Source organism: Brochothrix thermosphacta DSM 20171 = FSL F6-1036, from assembly GCF_036884295.1.
Lineage (GTDB): Bacteria > Bacillota > Bacilli > Lactobacillales > Listeriaceae > Brochothrix > Brochothrix thermosphacta.
In genome coordinates, this window is sequence record NZ_CP145608.1 from 786,730 (window position 1) to 802,167 (window position 15,438).

17 protein-coding genes are annotated in these 15,438 nt (G+C 36.5%); 15 read left to right on the forward strand and 2 right to left on the reverse strand.

All coding sequences use genetic code 11. From position 1 onward, the window contains the following. Positions 1–2 precede the first annotated feature (2 nt). The 10 genes from V6S17_RS03990 to era all read left to right on the forward strand — a co-directional run bounded on the left by V6S17_RS03990 (position 3) and on the right by era (position 8,430). Positions 3–446, forward strand: a complete 444-nt coding sequence (locus tag V6S17_RS03990; RefSeq protein WP_029091163.1) for a GatB/YqeY domain-containing protein — start codon at positions 3–5, stop codon at positions 444–446. Between the two features lie 79 nt (positions 447–525). Further along, positions 526–1,278, forward strand: a complete 753-nt coding sequence (locus V6S17_RS03995) for an NfeD family protein (protein ID WP_051457365.1) — start codon at positions 526–528, stop codon at positions 1,276–1,278. A 96-nt stretch (positions 1,279–1,374) separates the two neighbouring features. Beyond that, a complete protein-coding gene (gene floA / locus V6S17_RS04000; RefSeq protein ID WP_036027084.1) occupies positions 1,375–2,382 on the forward strand; it encodes a flotillin-like protein FloA in 1,008 nt (335 codons plus the stop codon). Between the two features lie 21 nt (positions 2,383–2,403). Further along, a complete protein-coding gene (locus V6S17_RS04005; protein WP_029091165.1) occupies positions 2,404–2,919 on the forward strand; it encodes a hypothetical protein in 516 nt (171 codons plus the stop codon). A 154-nt stretch (positions 2,920–3,073) separates the two neighbouring features. Next, positions 3,074–4,084, forward strand: coding sequence for a PhoH family protein (locus V6S17_RS04010; protein WP_029091166.1), 1,011 nt, complete (start codon positions 3,074–3,076; stop codon positions 4,082–4,084). Continuing rightward, positions 4,071–6,209 carry an HD family phosphohydrolase gene (locus tag V6S17_RS04015; RefSeq protein WP_051535957.1) on the forward strand — a complete coding sequence of 713 codons (2,139 nt, stop codon included), beginning with the start codon at positions 4,071–4,073 and terminating at the stop codon, positions 6,207–6,209. Before V6S17_RS04010 ends, V6S17_RS04015 begins: the two co-directional genes overlap by 14 nt. Positions 6,210–6,231: 22 nt before the next feature. After that, positions 6,232–6,714 carry an rRNA maturation RNase YbeY gene (gene ybeY, locus V6S17_RS04020; RefSeq protein WP_029091168.1) on the forward strand — a complete coding sequence of 161 codons (483 nt, stop codon included), beginning with the start codon at positions 6,232–6,234 and terminating at the stop codon, positions 6,712–6,714. Further along, entirely contained in the window at positions 6,707–7,102 is a 396-nt protein-coding gene (locus V6S17_RS04025; protein WP_069118876.1) for a diacylglycerol kinase family protein, read from the forward strand. The genes ybeY and V6S17_RS04025 overlap by 8 nt, the downstream gene beginning before the upstream one ends. 15 nt (positions 7,103–7,117) lie before the next feature. Next, the gene (locus V6S17_RS04030; protein ID WP_029091170.1) at positions 7,118–7,513 is read left to right on the forward strand and encodes a cytidine deaminase; all 396 of its coding nucleotides are present in this window, start codon (positions 7,118–7,120) and stop codon (positions 7,511–7,513) included. Positions 7,514–7,515: 2 nt separating this feature from the next. After that, positions 7,516–8,430: a GTPase Era gene (era, locus tag V6S17_RS04035; RefSeq protein ID WP_029091171.1), complete on the forward strand. Its 915-nt coding sequence runs from the start codon at positions 7,516–7,518 to the stop codon at positions 8,428–8,430. A 615-nt stretch (positions 8,431–9,045) separates the two neighbouring features. Here the strand turns inward: era and V6S17_RS04040 are convergent. Both V6S17_RS04040 and V6S17_RS04045 read right to left on the reverse strand, forming a co-directional pair. Continuing rightward, positions 9,046–10,215, reverse strand: coding sequence for a toxic anion resistance protein (locus V6S17_RS04040; RefSeq protein ID WP_029091172.1), 1,170 nt, complete (start codon positions 10,213–10,215; stop codon positions 9,046–9,048). A 15-nt stretch (positions 10,216–10,230) separates the two neighbouring features. Next, positions 10,231–10,860: a 5-bromo-4-chloroindolyl phosphate hydrolysis family protein gene (locus V6S17_RS04045; protein ID WP_080712886.1), complete on the reverse strand. Its 630-nt coding sequence runs from the start codon at positions 10,858–10,860 to the stop codon at positions 10,231–10,233. A 147-nt stretch (positions 10,861–11,007) separates the two neighbouring features. Between V6S17_RS04045 and V6S17_RS04050 the strand changes: the two genes are divergently transcribed. The 5 genes from V6S17_RS04050 (at position 11,008) to lysA (ending at position 15,435) form a co-directional block, all read left to right on the forward strand. Next, a complete protein-coding gene (locus V6S17_RS04050) occupies positions 11,008–11,559 on the forward strand; it encodes an NUDIX domain-containing protein (protein ID WP_029091173.1) in 552 nt (183 codons plus the stop codon). A gap of 172 nt (positions 11,560–11,731) precedes the next feature. After that, positions 11,732–12,175: a Fur family transcriptional regulator gene (locus tag V6S17_RS04055; protein ID WP_029091174.1), complete on the forward strand. Its 444-nt coding sequence runs from the start codon at positions 11,732–11,734 to the stop codon at positions 12,173–12,175. Between the two features lie 189 nt (positions 12,176–12,364). After that, on the forward strand, positions 12,365–13,258 hold the full coding sequence (xerD, locus tag V6S17_RS04060; RefSeq protein ID WP_029091175.1) for a site-specific tyrosine recombinase XerD: 894 nt from the start codon (positions 12,365–12,367) through the stop codon (positions 13,256–13,258). Between the two features lie 28 nt (positions 13,259–13,286). Continuing rightward, positions 13,287–14,102: a purine-nucleoside phosphorylase gene (locus V6S17_RS04065; RefSeq protein WP_029091176.1), complete on the forward strand. Its 816-nt coding sequence runs from the start codon at positions 13,287–13,289 to the stop codon at positions 14,100–14,102. 22 nt (positions 14,103–14,124) lie between these two features. After that, positions 14,125–15,435: a diaminopimelate decarboxylase gene (gene lysA, locus V6S17_RS04070; RefSeq protein ID WP_029091177.1), complete on the forward strand. Its 1,311-nt coding sequence runs from the start codon at positions 14,125–14,127 to the stop codon at positions 15,433–15,435. Positions 15,436–15,438 lie beyond the last annotated feature (3 nt).

A 15,438-nucleotide genomic window follows, 5' to 3' on the forward strand; every position in this document is an offset into this window, starting at 1 on the left:
TCATGAGTCTTTTGGGACAATTAAATCAAGATATGAAGGATGCAATGCGTGCGAAAGATAAAGCACGATTATCTGTCATTCGAATGGTTAAAGCTGCAATCCAAAATGAGTCTATTAAAAAAGGCGACGAATTGGATTCAGAAGAAGAACTAACCGTGTTATCTCGAGAATTTAAACAACGTAAAGAATCGTTGGGCGAATTTGAAAGTGCAGGCCGCGAAGACTTAGTAGCTGGACTTAATGTCGAGCTTAAAGTTATCGAAGAATATTTACCAACCCAACTTACTGAAGAAGAAATTTTAGCTATTGTCGAAGAAGTTATCGCTGAAACTGGTGCAACATCTAAAGCTGATTTTGGTAAAGTAATGAAAGTTATCTTACCAAAAGTTAAAGGTAAAGCTGATGGATCAGTAATTAGTAAACTTTTACAACAAAAATTATCTTAAGTAAATTAAAACTGTAGAGCCAGGAGAACACTTGTTTTCCTGGCTCTTTTTAAAAAATAATATAAAAGAGGTGAGGCTGATGAGGAAGTCTAAAAAGGTTTTATGGCTCCTTATTGCAAGCGTAGCCGCCATTGCATTTCCTGCTCAACAAGTATTGGCAGCTTCGCAAATGCAATCATCTGCTATGGATCGTATAGCTACGTTTTTAACGCAACCATTGGTTATAGCGGCATTATTAATCCTAGCAGGTCTGAGCTTTGGTATTGAACTTTTCACAAAAGGATTCAGTGCTTTTGGGATCATTGGTTTGATATTTGTTTTTATATATTTCTTCAGTCATATAATGTTGGGTTCCGCTAGTTGGGTACTCGTTCTCATATTCGTTATTGGTTTTGTGCTTGTCCTGTTAGAAGTAGTTGTACCAGGAGGCATTGTTGGTACATTAGGAGTGTTAGGCGTCCTTATTAGTATTTTCCTAGCTGGTTTTGAAGATTGGTTCACAATCATGATCGCATTAGCATGTGCGCTTCTAGTTATGTGGGCGACTATTTTAATTATGATAAAGGTGTTGGGAAAACGAATGAATATTTTTCGTAAACTTGTGTTAAGAGAATCCACAAAAACAGAAGAAGGTTATGTCTCAAGTGAAAACCGTCCTGAATTAGTGGGTAAATCTGGTAAGACCAAAACTGCCTTGCGTCCTGCGGGAACAATGGTATTGGATGGCAATCTTATCGATGTTGTTTCTGAAGGCGACTTCATTGAAAGCGATGTCACTGTAACAGTAGTTAAAGTAGAAGGTATGCGGGTTGTTGTTAGAAAAGGTGAATAAGTAACTCTTTTTTTAAAAAGATGTCACAAATTTCTGACAGAACCTAAATATAAGCAACTATGAAAAAGCAACATACAATACTAGGAGGTATACACTATGGAAGATTTAATAGCAGGAAACATCGTAATGATTATTTTAGCGATTTTTGTAATAATCTTATTGATGATTATTTTTACAATCGTTCCCGTTGGTTTGTGGATTAGTGCATTAGCTGCAGGCGTTCGTGTCAGCATTACAACATTAATTGGTATGCGTTTGAGACGTGTACGTCCAGGTAGCATTGTTAACCCGTTAATTAAAGCTCAAAAAGCGGGCTTAAATACAACGATTAATCAATTGGAGAGTCATTATTTAGCCGGAGGTAACGTTGACCGCGTCGTGAATGCGCTTATCGCTGCTCACCGTGCAAATATTGAGTTAACATTTGAACGTTCAGCTGCAATTGATTTAGCAGGTCGTGACGTGTTACAAGCAGTTCAGATGTCTGTAAACCCTAAAGTTATTGAAACGCCATTTATTTCAGGTGTGGCAATGAACGGTATTGAAGTAAAAGCAAAAGCTCGTATTACAGTACGTGCTAACATCGAACGTTTAGTCGGTGGTGCTGGTGAAGAAACAATCATCGCTCGTGTTGGTGAAGGTATTGTATCAACAATCGGTTCATCAGTAGAACACAACAAAGTACTTGAAAACCCAGACTTGATTTCTAAAACAGTATTATCTAAAGGTTTAGATGCCGGTACTGCTTTTGAAATTCTTTCAATTGATATTGCGGATGTCGACATTGGCACAAACATTGGTGCTGAATTACAAACAGAACAAGCGGAAGCGGATAAAAATATCGCTCAAGCTAAAGCTGAAGAACGACGCGCTATGGCCGTTGCTTCTGAACAAGAGATGCGTGCAAAAGTAGAAGAAATGCGTGCGAAAGTTGTTGAATCTGAAGCAGAAGTACCACTTGCAATGGCAGAAGCTTTGCGTAATGGTAAAATCGGCGTTATGGATTATTACAACCTTAAAAATATTGAATCAGATACAGATATGCGTGAAGCGATCAGTCAATTAAATGATTCAAGTGAAGAAAGCAAGAATAAAAAACAATAGCTTTAACATGGAGGCGAAATAATGGAGTTTCTATTGATGATCATCGGTGGTGCGGCTTGGTTAATTACCATGTACCTCGATGACAAGAAGAAAAAAGAGCGCAAAGCTGCCGAACAATCAGCTAAGCAATCGGCACCTGTTCGTCCGCCTGTTGAGACAAAACGTCGTAGTGTTGATCGTAGTCAATCACGTCAAAAACCGACACCTGTTGCTTCTAAAAAGGTAGCTGTTGATGAAGTGCCTGTTAGGAATCGTCGTTCTACCGAAGGACGTCGTCCTGCAGTGCGTGAAAATTCGACTCGACAAGCGGCACTCGATGCCAATCGAGGCAGTCGTCAATCAACACGTAATAATGGTGAGATTAATGAGTCACGTGTATCTCATCGCGCAAGTGCTAAAAAAACAGTTGTTAAGGGACCATTAGCTAAGACGGGGACTTCTCTTTTAGAGAAAGAAAACGTTTTAAAAGGGTTGGTAATGGCTGAGATTTTAGCACCACCAAAAGCGTTGGAAAATAGTAAAGCGAAACATATCTAATTAAAAGGGCACCTAACTTCATTGTTGGGGCCCTTTTTCTATTGATTAAAGAGATAGTTTGGTCAAAAAGAGACTTTTTGCTTACTAAGATTTTGAATGTTGGCGTTATTAGGGTAAAATGGAATAATAAGTCAATTAAAAAGGAGCATAACATATGAATGATACTGCCAATCAACTAACTGATACTTTTGATGTTACAAACACAGAACATGCACAGCTCTTAATTGGTACTAACGATTCAAATATTCGTTATCTCGAAAATTTTTTCAACGTAAAAATTATCACTCGTGGTGGAACTTTTACATTTTCAGGTGAAAGTGAACAAGTGAAGTTTGTGAAGCAAACATTTATTGCAATCAATGAAGTGATTGAGAAACAAATAAATATTGATTTACGCGATGTTACACAAGCCAGTAAAATGGCTGTTAATGGAACAATTGATTTCTTTGCCACATTATACGATGAAGTTATATATAAAACTGTTAAAGGTAAACCGATCCGTCCTAAGACATTTGGTCAAAGACAGTATGTCCATTCGGTAAAAGCTAAAGATATTACATTTGGAATCGGTCCGGCAGGGACAGGTAAAACGTACCTTGCAGTCGTAATGGCTGTGGAAGCTTTGAAAAAAGGCCAAGTGAGCAAGATATTACTAACACGACCTGCTGTTGAAGCAGGAGAAAGTCTCGGCTTCTTACCAGGGGACTTAAAAGAGAAAGTTGATCCTTATTTACGCCCAGTTTATGATGCGTTATATGATGTTTTAGGTAGAGATTCTACCAATCGTTTAATGGATCGTGGTGTGATTGAAATTGCACCGTTGGCATATATGCGCGGGCGTACAATTGATGAAGCATTCGTGATCCTTGATGAAGCTCAAAATACAACAAAAGCCCAAATGCAGATGTTTCTGACCCGATTGGGTTATGGTTCAAAAATGATTGTTAATGGAGATAGTACACAGGTCGATTTACCAAAAGGTGTAATGAGTGGTTTGATTCATTCTGAGCGATTGTTAAAAAATATTAAAGACATCGGTTTTATAACATTCCAAACAGAAGATGTAGTCAGACACCCGCTGGTCGGAAAGATAATTGATGCCTATGGTGCCGAATATCAAGCGCCCAATATAGAGGAGCGTGAAGAGAGCAATGAAAAAGAATAAGAAGCGCCAAGAAAATAAGCGACGGGAGAAATTAACGGCGTTAATAACGCTGTTTACTTTTGCGATTGTTATCGCAGTCGTCCTTAACTTTTCTAGTGCAGTGAGACCTTATCAAATCATTAAAAATGAAGTCTCAACTGCCACTGTCAGAGCGCCTCAAACAGTTGTAGATGATAAAAAAACTGCTAGTGAAAGAGCAATAGCAGGTGATAATGTCCCGGATGTTTATACGATCAATTCAAACATCACGCAAAATCAAAATGATTCTGTTACGGCTTTGTTTACCTCAATCCGTCAAGTGCAATCTGATGAAAAAAAAGCCAAGGCTGCAGCTATAAAGGATAAAAAACAATTCACAGCCTTTGATGAGAAAGAAATTACTACACGTGTGCGTGCGTTATTATCAAAAAATGATTTAACATTTGAACATACTAATATTAGTGATGATAGTTTTGTTAAGTTATATAAAGTTGCACCTGATAAACTAACTGATTTAGAGACTACAATAGGAAGTGTTATCGCTAAACAACTACAAAAAGGTGTAACAGAAGGCCAGCTTTTAAATATTAGAGCAGACCTCCAACTAAACATAAGCGAGTTGGCGATTGCTTCGAATCTACGTTCAGCTGCTTCAGATATTCTTAATGCAGCCATTACTGTTAATAGTTTCTATGACTCTGATGCAACATCTCAGCAACGTTCAGTGGCTGAAAATAATGTGCAACCTGTGCGTATTTTGCAAGGTCAGGTCATTATACAAGAAGGTCAACTTGTAACGGACGATATATACCGTCAGCTCGAGTTATTACACCTAGTCAAATCACAAATGAACATATTACAAATTATCGGGAATACTTTGATAGCAATGGTTATTGCTTTGACAACCTATTTTCTTATCTATCGTGCACGTAAAAAGCGGAAAGACTTTACAATAGCCTTTGTGATATTCACAGCAATTATTAGTTTAAGTTATGCGATGCTGCTAGTTTTCAGGTACATTTCTGAACGTGGCATCGACAATCTCTTTTTTGTACTACCCGTAGTTTTTGTTCCAATGGTACTGCAATTGCTAGGTTATCGTGAACTTCGACTTCTCGGCATCATGCAGATTGTTTTAGCCTCAGTATTAGTTTTACAAAATGCTCAAAATATGGCTAATATCATTTATTTTACTGTTTATATTTTAATTACTGGACTTGTAGCGACGCTAATTTTAAATAAACCAAAAACACGCAATGATTTGTTTATTGATTCAATGTATATCACCGCCTTTAATGGTGTTTCAGTCTTTATCATACAATTAATTAACAATACAGCGATTTCAAGTTTATCATTTTGGTGGCCTATCTTTTATGGTATGATAGGAGGGTTGATAGCATTTATACTCAGTTTAGGGCTACAGCCACTCTTTGAAACGATTTTTGGAGTATTATCGCCTAATCGATTACTTGAGCTAGCAAGCCCCTCACAGCCTTTATTAAAACAGATGATGAACGAGGCTCCCGGGACATATCATCACAGTTTAATGGTGGCTAATTTAGCTGAAGCAGCAACTGAGGCAATTGGAGCGGATTCTTTATATACAAGAGTTGCTTGTTATTATCATGATGTTGGTAAAATGATTAACCCCGCCTTTTTTGTTGAAAATCAATATAGCGACAAAAGTCCTCATGATTTGTTAACTGCTGCAGAAAGTCGTGATATTATTATTGAACACGCTTCTGGGGGTGCTGAAATATTAAAACGTCATCATTTTCCACAACCAATAATAGATATGGCACAACAACATCACGGAACAACTATTTTGAAATTTTTCTATCATGCTGAAAAGCAAAATAATCCAGAAGTAGATGAAGCTGATTTTCGATACCCAGGTCCGAAGCCTCAAACGCGTGAAATTGCGGTTGTTAATATCGCGGATTCTGTTGAAGCAGCTGTGCGTTCAATGAAAGCACCTTCGATTGATAAGATGAAGGATTTGATTGAAGCCATTACGACGGATCGTCTTTTAGACGGACAATTTGATGAATGTGAGTTGTCGATGAAAGATATTGTTACTGTAAAGGAAACGTTATTAAAAGTTTTAGTGGGTGTTTATCATCAACGAATTGAATACCCTAAATAAGGATATAGAAAGAAGGTACGGTATGCGTTTTGTAATTGATAGTGTAGATGAAACAGGCAAGTTAAAAGCGACAGAAATTGAAGCTGTTGAAGAATTAATTCAATTTGCTGGTAATAATCTAGCACTCGAAGCGGATAGTGAGGTTTCAATCTCTTATGTTACTAACGAAGAAATACGTGTAATCAATCGTGATTATCGCGATAAAGATGCCCCTACTGATGTTATCTCATTTGCATTAGAAGAGGAAAGTGATGAGGAAGTAACGATTGTTTGGGAAGATGATCAGCCGCAACCACGAATATTAGGAGATATCATTATTTCAATTGATCGTGCAAGAGAACAAGCTGAAAGTTTTGGTCATTCATTTGAGAGAGAAATTGGCTTTCTGGCCTTACATGGGTTGTTGCATCTACTTGGATATGACCACATGGAACCGGGAGAAGAAAAAATAATGTTTGATAAACAAAAAAACATTTTAGAAGCGTATGGTTTAACTCGTGACTAATCAAAAACCAGTGCTGAAATTTAAAAACAAAACCTTTAGACGTTCATTCCGGTTAGCGTTTAACGGTATCAAACTTGTTTTTAAATACGAAAAAAACATGAAGGTGCATTGTCTTGCTAGTGTTCTAATTGTGATTTTCGGTTTATTTTTCAGCCTGAAGCAAACAGAATGGCTTTTCCTTGTTATTGCAATAACAAGTGTTATTTTTGCAGAAATGGTCAATACAGCATGCGAACGTATTGTTGACCTCTGCACTTCAGAATATAACGAATTAGCTAAACAAGCTAAAGATATTGCAGCGGGAGCAGTATTGATTGCGACTATTGGTGCTGTGATTACAGGAAGCGTCATTTTTATTCCGTATTTAATTGAATGGCTTACAAACTAAAAGGAGTGATTGATAATGCAAACACTACAATTGATAGAAGAAGCGAAAGCTGCTCGTGAACGTGCCTATGTACCTTATTCTAAGTTCAAGGTAGGCGCAGCGTTAATGACAAAAGAAGGCAAAGTTTATGGTGGATGTAATATTGAAAATGCATCCTATGGCCTGACAAATTGTGCTGAAAGAACAGCAATTTTCAAAGCTGTTTTTGAAGGGGAACGCACTTTTGAGAAAATGGTAATTGTTGGAGAAACTGATGGACCAATTTCTCCTTGTGGTGCTTGTCGACAAGTGATTGCCGAGTTTTGTGAGCCTGACATGCCAGTAATTTTAACAAATCTTAATGGAAATACACAAGAAACAACTGTGAGCGAACTATTACCAGGCGCTTTTACAGGAAAGGATATGAACTAACTATGACAAAAGAAGGTTTTAAATCAGGATTTGTGGCGATTATTGGTCGTCCAAACGTTGGGAAATCAACGTTAATGAATCATATTGTAGGGCAAAAAATTGCTATTATGAGTGATAAAGCACAAACAACACGAAATAAAATTCAAGGAGTATATACAACAGATACTGCTCAAATGGTATTTATCGATACGCCTGGGATACATAAGCCTAAGCATAAATTAGGTGATTTTATGGTTAAGAGTGCTTTAAGTACATTACGTGAGGTAGAAGTAATTTACTTTATGGTAAATGCGATGCAAAAATTGGGGCCTGGGGATGAATTTATCATTGATAAATTGCAATCAGTAGTTGGCGAAACACCAATTTACCTAGTAATTAATAAGATTGATCAAGTACACCCAGATTATTTGATGGGCTTCATTGATGAGTATCGTCAATTATTAGACTTCACAGAAGTTGTACCAATTTCTGCTCTTGAAGGAAACAATGTACAAAATCTTTTAAGCATCACTGAGAAACAACTTTCAGAGGGACCAATGTACTACAGTGAAGATCAAGTAACAGATCACCCAGAACGTTTCATTATCTCTGAATTAGTACGTGAGAAAGTGCTTGAATTAACTCGTGAAGAAATTCCTCATTCTGTGGCTGTAACAACTGATAAAGTTCGTCAAGAAAATGATGGCGAAAAAATTCATGTTATGGCAACGATCGTGGTTGAGCGTTCGTCACAAAAAGGTATTATCATTGGTAAACAAGGTTCAATGTTAAAACAAATTGGTACAAAAGCGCGTAAAGATATTGAAATTTTACTAGGCTCAAAAGTTTATTTAGAGTTATGGGTAAAAGTTCAAAAAGATTGGCGTAATAAAGAGCTTTATTTAAATGATTATGGTTTTAATAAAGACGAATACTAGGATAAACTTGAAAAGCCCTGACTCTAAGTCAGAGCTTTTTTTCTTTGTTGTGAGTGAACGGTTTGGACTTGTTTTTAAACTGTCTCTATCAACTGTCAAACAACTCCTGCAAAATTAAAAAAACACTACCTTGACAAAGTAAGTCAAAATAGTGTTTCATTCAATTTATCTGTTGTTGAGCCAGAGTGCTTTGCTTTATTTAAAGCGTGGCTTCTGCTTTAAATTTTTCTAACAAAGGAATGGTACTCTTAAGTAATTAACATAAGGAGTGGTACTCGCTTACGCTCCGTCCCATACTACTCTCGTAAAGCTCATGAATTCGCAACGATATTAGCAATTTATTTGTAGCTGAACGTTTGGTTTTGCTTTTAGTTTTTTCTAACTACAGCAGCCAATGGCTTATTCACTTTCAAAAAAATAAGCAGTCATAGATAGTCTTCTTCATTCTTCTCCAAGCTAGTAGCCATTTAACAAGGAGCTTTCGTTTTTATTTCTCTCTAGCACTTCAAGCCAAAACTTGTGAGATTTCAAAGACATTCATAGCGATAAAAATAATCGCTAATCATTCTTTTCCAATCTCTTCAGTTCTGAACGGGCTTAAAGGAGCTTTCGTTTTTATTTCATTTCTAAAAGGTGTTGTTTTAACTCAGTTTCCATTTGTAACAATTCTTTTTCAGCGGATTGACGTTTTTGGCGTCCATCTTCCTGAATGGCAAGTGTTTCTTTGATTGTTTCAATCAATTTACCCTGTGTTTCTTTTAACGTTTCAATATCAACAAGGCCACGTTCATTTTCGATGGCAGTTTCAATTGTGTTTGTTTTCAATAATTCGGCGTTGTGTTTCAATAAATCATTGGTTGTTTTGGAAACTTGTTGCTGTGCTTTAACTGCTTGTTGCTGGCGCATTAAAGTTAAAGCGATCGCTACTTGATTTTTCCATAATGGGATTGCAGTCATGATGGATGATTGTATTTTTTCAGCTAACACCTGGTTAGTATTTTGTATTAAACGAATTTGAGGTGCAGACTGAATTGTAATTTGACGACTCAATTTTAAATCATGTACTCGCTTCTCTAAACGAGTTGCAAATTGACGTAAATCATTCACATCTTGCACAAGCATTTGATCATTACTTTTTTCTGCTTCAGCTTGAAGAGTAGGAAGTTCTTTAGTTAAAATATCTTCTATTTTTTGTTCTCCAGCTGCAATGTATATATTGAGAGCTTGGAAATAGTCTTTATTTTTATCATAAAGTTCATCTAAGAAAAGGTTATCCTCAACTAAAACTTTTTTAGATTGATCCAGCTTAATCGCGATACGATCAATTTGAGTGCCCATTTGTTGATATTTTGAAGTTATTTCATTAATAGAACGTTTCATTTTGGAGAAGAAGCGAGAAAAGGCATTGCTATTTGTGCCAAGCTCTTCTGGGCTTGCTTCTTCAATTTTATGCATTAAATCAGTAATAATATCACCAATAGGCCCTACATCTTTACTTTGAACATGTTGTAACATCGACTGTGAAAAGTCATGCAGTTTCTCCTGTGCAGGCGCACCATATAAAAGAACAGATTGGCTATTTCGGGCATTGATTTGTCCTACTAAATCATCCGCCATTTTTTTGCTTTCAAGTGGAAGTTGATCATAAAGTGAAGCGGGTTTTGCTTCACTATTATTTTCAACCGCAATCCCTGGATGAGTGGGAGTATCTGAAAAAGGATTAGCCATCAGGCTCTCCAATTCAGATGATATACTTTTTGATGAACTTTGCTTTTCTTCTGTCATAATATCTACGCCTTTCTATTTTGAGTTCTGTTTATTCTTTACAGCGTGACGTGCGACTTCGACTTCATAGTCAAGTGTTTCCACATCTTTATTAAGAAGGGCAAATAAATCATCACGAATCACGGTATCCATTTCTAAAATCATTTTTTCAGTTTCTACAAGAGTATTTGTCATTTTTTCATCTTTAAATGGTTGAGAAACTAGGAAGTCATAACGGCTTACCAATTCGACCATTGAATCTAAATGTGAAAAGAAAAATGCCTCTGTGGTAAAAAAACGTTTAGGGTCTTGATTAACAATACCATAAATTTGTTTAGTAATCTTAATTGAACTATCTTTTCCTTTTAAACAAGGAATCGTTTTGTTTCGATAAGCAACTTTTTGTAATTTAATAATTTTTTTACGTGCCTCAGTGAGGTTGCTTGAGATATAACGCATTTCTTTCCTTGTAAGACCGTGTGCTTGGTTTGTTTGAGTTGCTTTTGTTTTGTTAGTGAAAAAGTAAGCAAGCCCGCCAATCAGTAGCGTTATTATAATCGAAGCGAGGATATGTTCACCTCTGTTTACAATTAACATAATAATGAAAAATGTTAAAATGTACCAAGTTCGTAGGGAAAAGCGTATAACATTGATGATTGTTTTCATTCTGTTCACTCCTTAATAGTTGCTCATAGCTTTTATCTTCTTAAAACAAGTTTAGCATATTACAGTAGCACTTGTATCAGTCGTTGGTTGTAGTTTTACCCCCGCTATACGTATGATATAATTCCAATGAATGGAGGGAGACATACATTGAAAAATTTAACTGAAGAAACGCAAAGCACAACAGAAATATTTAAAGGTAATGTCATCGCATTAGAAATTGATACGGTGAGACTTCCAAATGGCGAAACAGCTACGCGTGAAATCATTCGTCATCCTGGTGCAGTGGCAATTTTGGCGATTACCACAGACAAGAAAATGGTGTTTGTCGAACAATACCGTAAACCAATAGGGGCTATATTGTTTGAAATTCCGGCTGGCAAAATAGATGATGGCGAAACAAATCCACTCGTAACCGCCAAACGAGAATTAGAAGAAGAAACAGATTATCGTGCCGAAAAGTGGCAACGTTTAACAGCATTATATACGGCTCCCGGTTTTGCTGATGAAGTTATTCATATCTATGAAGCAACGAAGCTTACAATTGCTTCGAATGCATTGAAGCTAGATGATGATGAATTTCTTAATGTGCATTTACTTTCATTAGATGAAGCGAAACAATTAATTGGCTCGCAAAAAATTGTCGATGCAAAGACCGTATTTGCCATTCAACACTTCGAACTAAATTATAATAATTATTAAGTAAGTATTACTTAATTGATAATCAAGGTGTTTTAAATATCAGAATACTCTTTGAATACCCTTTAGATAAAGATAATAGACATTTTTGGGAAGGTGTGTTATTTTTAGATTATGTTAATCTAATTGAGAATATCCAAAGTGCTATTATTAAATAAGAGTAAGAGGCGATACAATGGGAACGAGAATGGAAGGTATCAAAAAACAACTGCATAGAGAAAAATATAAACTAACACCGCAACGTGAAGCGACGTTACAAGTTTTGATTGAAAATGAAAAAGCGCACCTTAGCGCAGAAGAAGTTTATTTGTTGGTAAAAGACAAAGCACCAGATACTGGACTAGCGACAGTCTATCGCACGCTTGACTTATTATCGGAACTGAATATTCTTGATAAAATTAATTTTGGCGATGGTGTTGCACGTTATGAAATCCGTAAAGAGGGTGTAAAACACTTCCATCATCATTTAATTTGCTTGGAGTGTGGCGAAGTAAATGAGATACAAGAAGACCTTTTGAGCGATGTTGAAGAAAAAGTTGCCTCAAAATATAATTTCCTTGTAAAGGATCATCGTTTAATTTTTCATGGTATTTGTGAAAAATGCCAAAAAATAAAATAAAAAACTTTGAAAAACTTAAGGTGAACCCTTGAGTTTTTTTTATGCAAAAAAAGCAATCAAATATAATTAAAGTCGGAAAAAGAGCGTTTAACTATAGCCATAGCGTCAAGTAACATGTAGGGGAATCGCGTTTTTTATGCTATAATAAACTAGATTAATTACGTTTCAATCAAGGGAGAGTGGTTGTTGGTGAAAAACAGTATTGAAGACTTTGTTCATTATATTCGTATTGAAAAAGGTTTGTCCGATAATACCCTTCTAGCCTATCAAAGAGATTTAACTGCTTACTTAACTTTTTTGATAGAGCAACGTCATATCAATGATCTATCAGATATAACACGTGAAGATGTGGTTGGATTTATGGGATTAATGAAAGAAGAAGGAAAGTCTGCTAGATCGATTGCACGTTATATGGCATCGATTCGTTCTTTTCATCACTTTTTACTAATTGATCAAAAATCAACTACGGATCCAACGACACGAATTGCTACTCCTAAGCAAGCCCAAACATTGCCCGCTATTTTACATGTTGATGAAGTGGATGCTTTACTAGCTACACCTGATAAAACAACAGCACTCGGCTTACGTGATGCAGCAATGTTAGAATTACTTTATGCTACTGGATTACGGGTATCTGAATTGATTACTTTGAAATTATCAGATCTGCATCTCAATATGGGATTTATCCAAACAATTGGAAAAGGGCATAAGGAACGGATTATCCCACTTGGTCAAACTGCGACAACCGTTATTAACGAGTATTTAGAGTTGTCACGTTCCCAACTTTATCGGGAAAAATATAAAAATGATACATTGTTTTTGAATTTTCATGGTCGTCCTATGACGCGACAAGGTTTTTGGAAGAATCTGAAAAAAATGACACTTCAAGCAGGTATAAAAAAAGAAATCACACCGCATACATTAAGGCATTCATTTGCAACACATTTGTTGGAAAATGGTGCGGATTTACGCTCTGTTCAAGAATTGTTGGGTCATTCAGATATAGCAACAACACAAATATATACACATGTCACAAAATCAAGACTTGCTGATGTTTACCAACAGTTTCATCCGCGTGCTTGACAATAACTAATGAAAAGGGGAATGAATTATGTATGAACAAGCATTAGAATCAAAAAAATATATCGAAGATAAAATTGGCTCTTTACCAACAGTAGGTTTAATTTTAGGATCAGGTTTAGGTGTCTTAGCGGACAAAATTGCTAATCCAGTGGTTATTCCTTATAAAGATATCCCACACTTCCCGGTATCAACAGTCGAGGGTCATGCTGGACAACTTGTGATTGGTGAATTACAAGGTAAAGTCGTTATTGCAATGCAAGGACGTTTCCATTTTTATGAAGGTTACACGATGCAACAAGTAACTTTCCCAGTTCGTGTGATGAAATTACTCGGTGTTGAAAAAATGATTATCACAAATGCAGCAGGTGGCATCAATGAAACATTTACACCCGGTACATTAATGTTATTAACAAACCAAATCAACTTTACTGGAACAAGTCCTTTAATCGGTAAAAACGATGAACGTTTTGGACCAAGATTCCCTGATATGACAACTGTATTCGACAAAAAAATGTTAGAAATTGCACGTCAATCAGCAACCAAACTTTCAATTGATAGTGTACGTGAAGGTGTTTATCTTGGTTTAACAGGTCCAGCTTATGAAACAGGTTCAGAAATTCATATGATGCGCGGTATGGGAGCTGATGCTGTCGGAATGTCGACAGTCCCTGAAGTTATTGTGGCGGCACATATGTCAATTCCAGTATTAGGAATTTCATGTATTACAAATCTTGCTGCTGGTATCCTTGATCAACCGTTAAATCATGCAGAAGTTATTGAAGTAAGTAATCGCGTACAAGCTGAATTCTTAGCATATATGGAAGATATTATTGCATCAATCTAGGTGAACTAAAGGAGGGCTCAGATTGGAATTACATGGGACGAGTACAATTAACACACAAAACCATTTAGAAATTGGTGGTGTGGACACAGTTACGTTAGCAAAAGAATACGGTACACCACTTTACATCTATGACGTAGCAGCGATTCGTCAACATGCACGTGGTTTTAAAGAAACATTTGAAAAAGCGAAAGTCTCTGCGCAAGTTGCTTATGCAAGCAAAGCTTTTTCATCAATTGCCATGTATGAACTGATTAATGAAGAAGGGCTTTCCCTAGACGTTGTTTCTGCTGGTGAATTATACACAGCGGTTAAGGCTGGCTTCCCAGCAGAACGTATTCATTTTCATGGTAACAACAAAACTGAAGCTGAATTACGCTATGCAATTGACCAAAACGTCGGTTGTTATGTGATTGATAATTTTCATGAAATTGAATTGCTTAACCGTTTGGCTAAAGAAATTGGTACAAAAGTTGTTGCCTTACTTCGTGTAACACCTGGTGTAGGTGCCCACACACATGAATTTATTACGACAGGCCAAGATGATTCTAAATTTGGTTTTGGGTTAACGAATGGCCAAACTGAGGAAGCGATTCAACGTGTTCTTGCAACTGATACAATTACCCTAAAAGGGGTTCATTGCCATATTGGATCACAAATTTTTGAAATGGATGGCTTTATTGCTGCAGCCGACCGTATTATCGATCAAATGGTTATTTGGAATGAAAAATATAATTATAAAACAGAAGTGCTTAATCTCGGTGGTGGATTCGGAATTCATTATACTGATGAAGATCAACCACTTGAGCCAGAAACCTATGTTGCGAATATAATTACTGAGGTACAAGCTAAAATTAGTGCCAATCAATTAGCAATGCCAGAGATTTGGATTGAACCTGGTCGTTCACTTGTTGGTGAAGCGGGGACAACACTTTATACAGTAGGTTCTTCGAAAGATGTTCCTGATGTGAGACGTTATGTTGCAGTTGATGGTGGTATGGGTGATAATATCCGTCCGGCATTATATGATGCAAAATATTCAGCAGTGCTTGCAAATAAAATGGCTGACCAAGCGGATACGATCGTATCAATTGCAGGCAAATATTGTGAGTCTGGTGATATGCTAATTTGGGATATTCCTTTGCCGAACCCACAACCAAATGATTTATTGGCAATTTTCAGTACTGGAGCTTATAGTTATTCGATGGCGAGTAACTATAATCGCGTACCGCGAGCAGCTGTTGTGTTTGTCGAACATGGTGAACATCAACTTGTCGTAAAACGTGAAACATTTGAAGATATCATTCAAAATGATTTACACTTAACTAAGAGGTGAGTA

What these genes read in the sequence shown, in the direction of transcription:
- V6S17_RS03990 (WP_029091163.1), top strand. Translation starts at nt 3, where the DNA reads ATGAGTCTTTTGGGACAATTAAATCAAGATATGAAGGATGCAATGCGT.
- V6S17_RS03995 (WP_051457365.1), top strand. Translation starts at nt 526, where the DNA reads ATGAGGAAGTCTAAAAAGGTTTTATGGCTCCTTATTGCAAGCGTAGCC.
- floA (WP_036027084.1), top strand. Translation starts at nt 1,375, where the DNA reads ATGGAAGATTTAATAGCAGGAAACATCGTAATGATTATTTTAGCGATT.
- V6S17_RS04005 (WP_029091165.1), top strand. Translation starts at nt 2,404, where the DNA reads ATGGAGTTTCTATTGATGATCATCGGTGGTGCGGCTTGGTTAATTACC.
- V6S17_RS04010 (WP_029091166.1), top strand. Translation starts at nt 3,074, where the DNA reads ATGAATGATACTGCCAATCAACTAACTGATACTTTTGATGTTACAAAC.
- V6S17_RS04015 (WP_051535957.1), top strand. Translation starts at nt 4,071, where the DNA reads ATGAAAAAGAATAAGAAGCGCCAAGAAAATAAGCGACGGGAGAAATTA.
- ybeY (WP_029091168.1), top strand. Translation starts at nt 6,232, where the DNA reads ATGCGTTTTGTAATTGATAGTGTAGATGAAACAGGCAAGTTAAAAGCG.
- V6S17_RS04030 (WP_029091170.1), top strand. Translation starts at nt 7,118, where the DNA reads ATGCAAACACTACAATTGATAGAAGAAGCGAAAGCTGCTCGTGAACGT.
- era (WP_029091171.1), top strand. Translation starts at nt 7,516, where the DNA reads ATGACAAAAGAAGGTTTTAAATCAGGATTTGTGGCGATTATTGGTCGT.
- V6S17_RS04040 (WP_029091172.1), bottom strand. Translation starts at nt 10,215, where the DNA reads ATGACAGAAGAAAAGCAAAGTTCATCAAAAAGTATATCATCTGAATTG.
- V6S17_RS04045 (WP_080712886.1), bottom strand. Translation starts at nt 10,860, where the DNA reads ATGAAAACAATCATCAATGTTATACGCTTTTCCCTACGAACTTGGTAC.
- V6S17_RS04055 (WP_029091174.1), top strand. Translation starts at nt 11,732, where the DNA reads ATGGGAACGAGAATGGAAGGTATCAAAAAACAACTGCATAGAGAAAAA.
- V6S17_RS04065 (WP_029091176.1), top strand. Translation starts at nt 13,287, where the DNA reads ATGTATGAACAAGCATTAGAATCAAAAAAATATATCGAAGATAAAATT.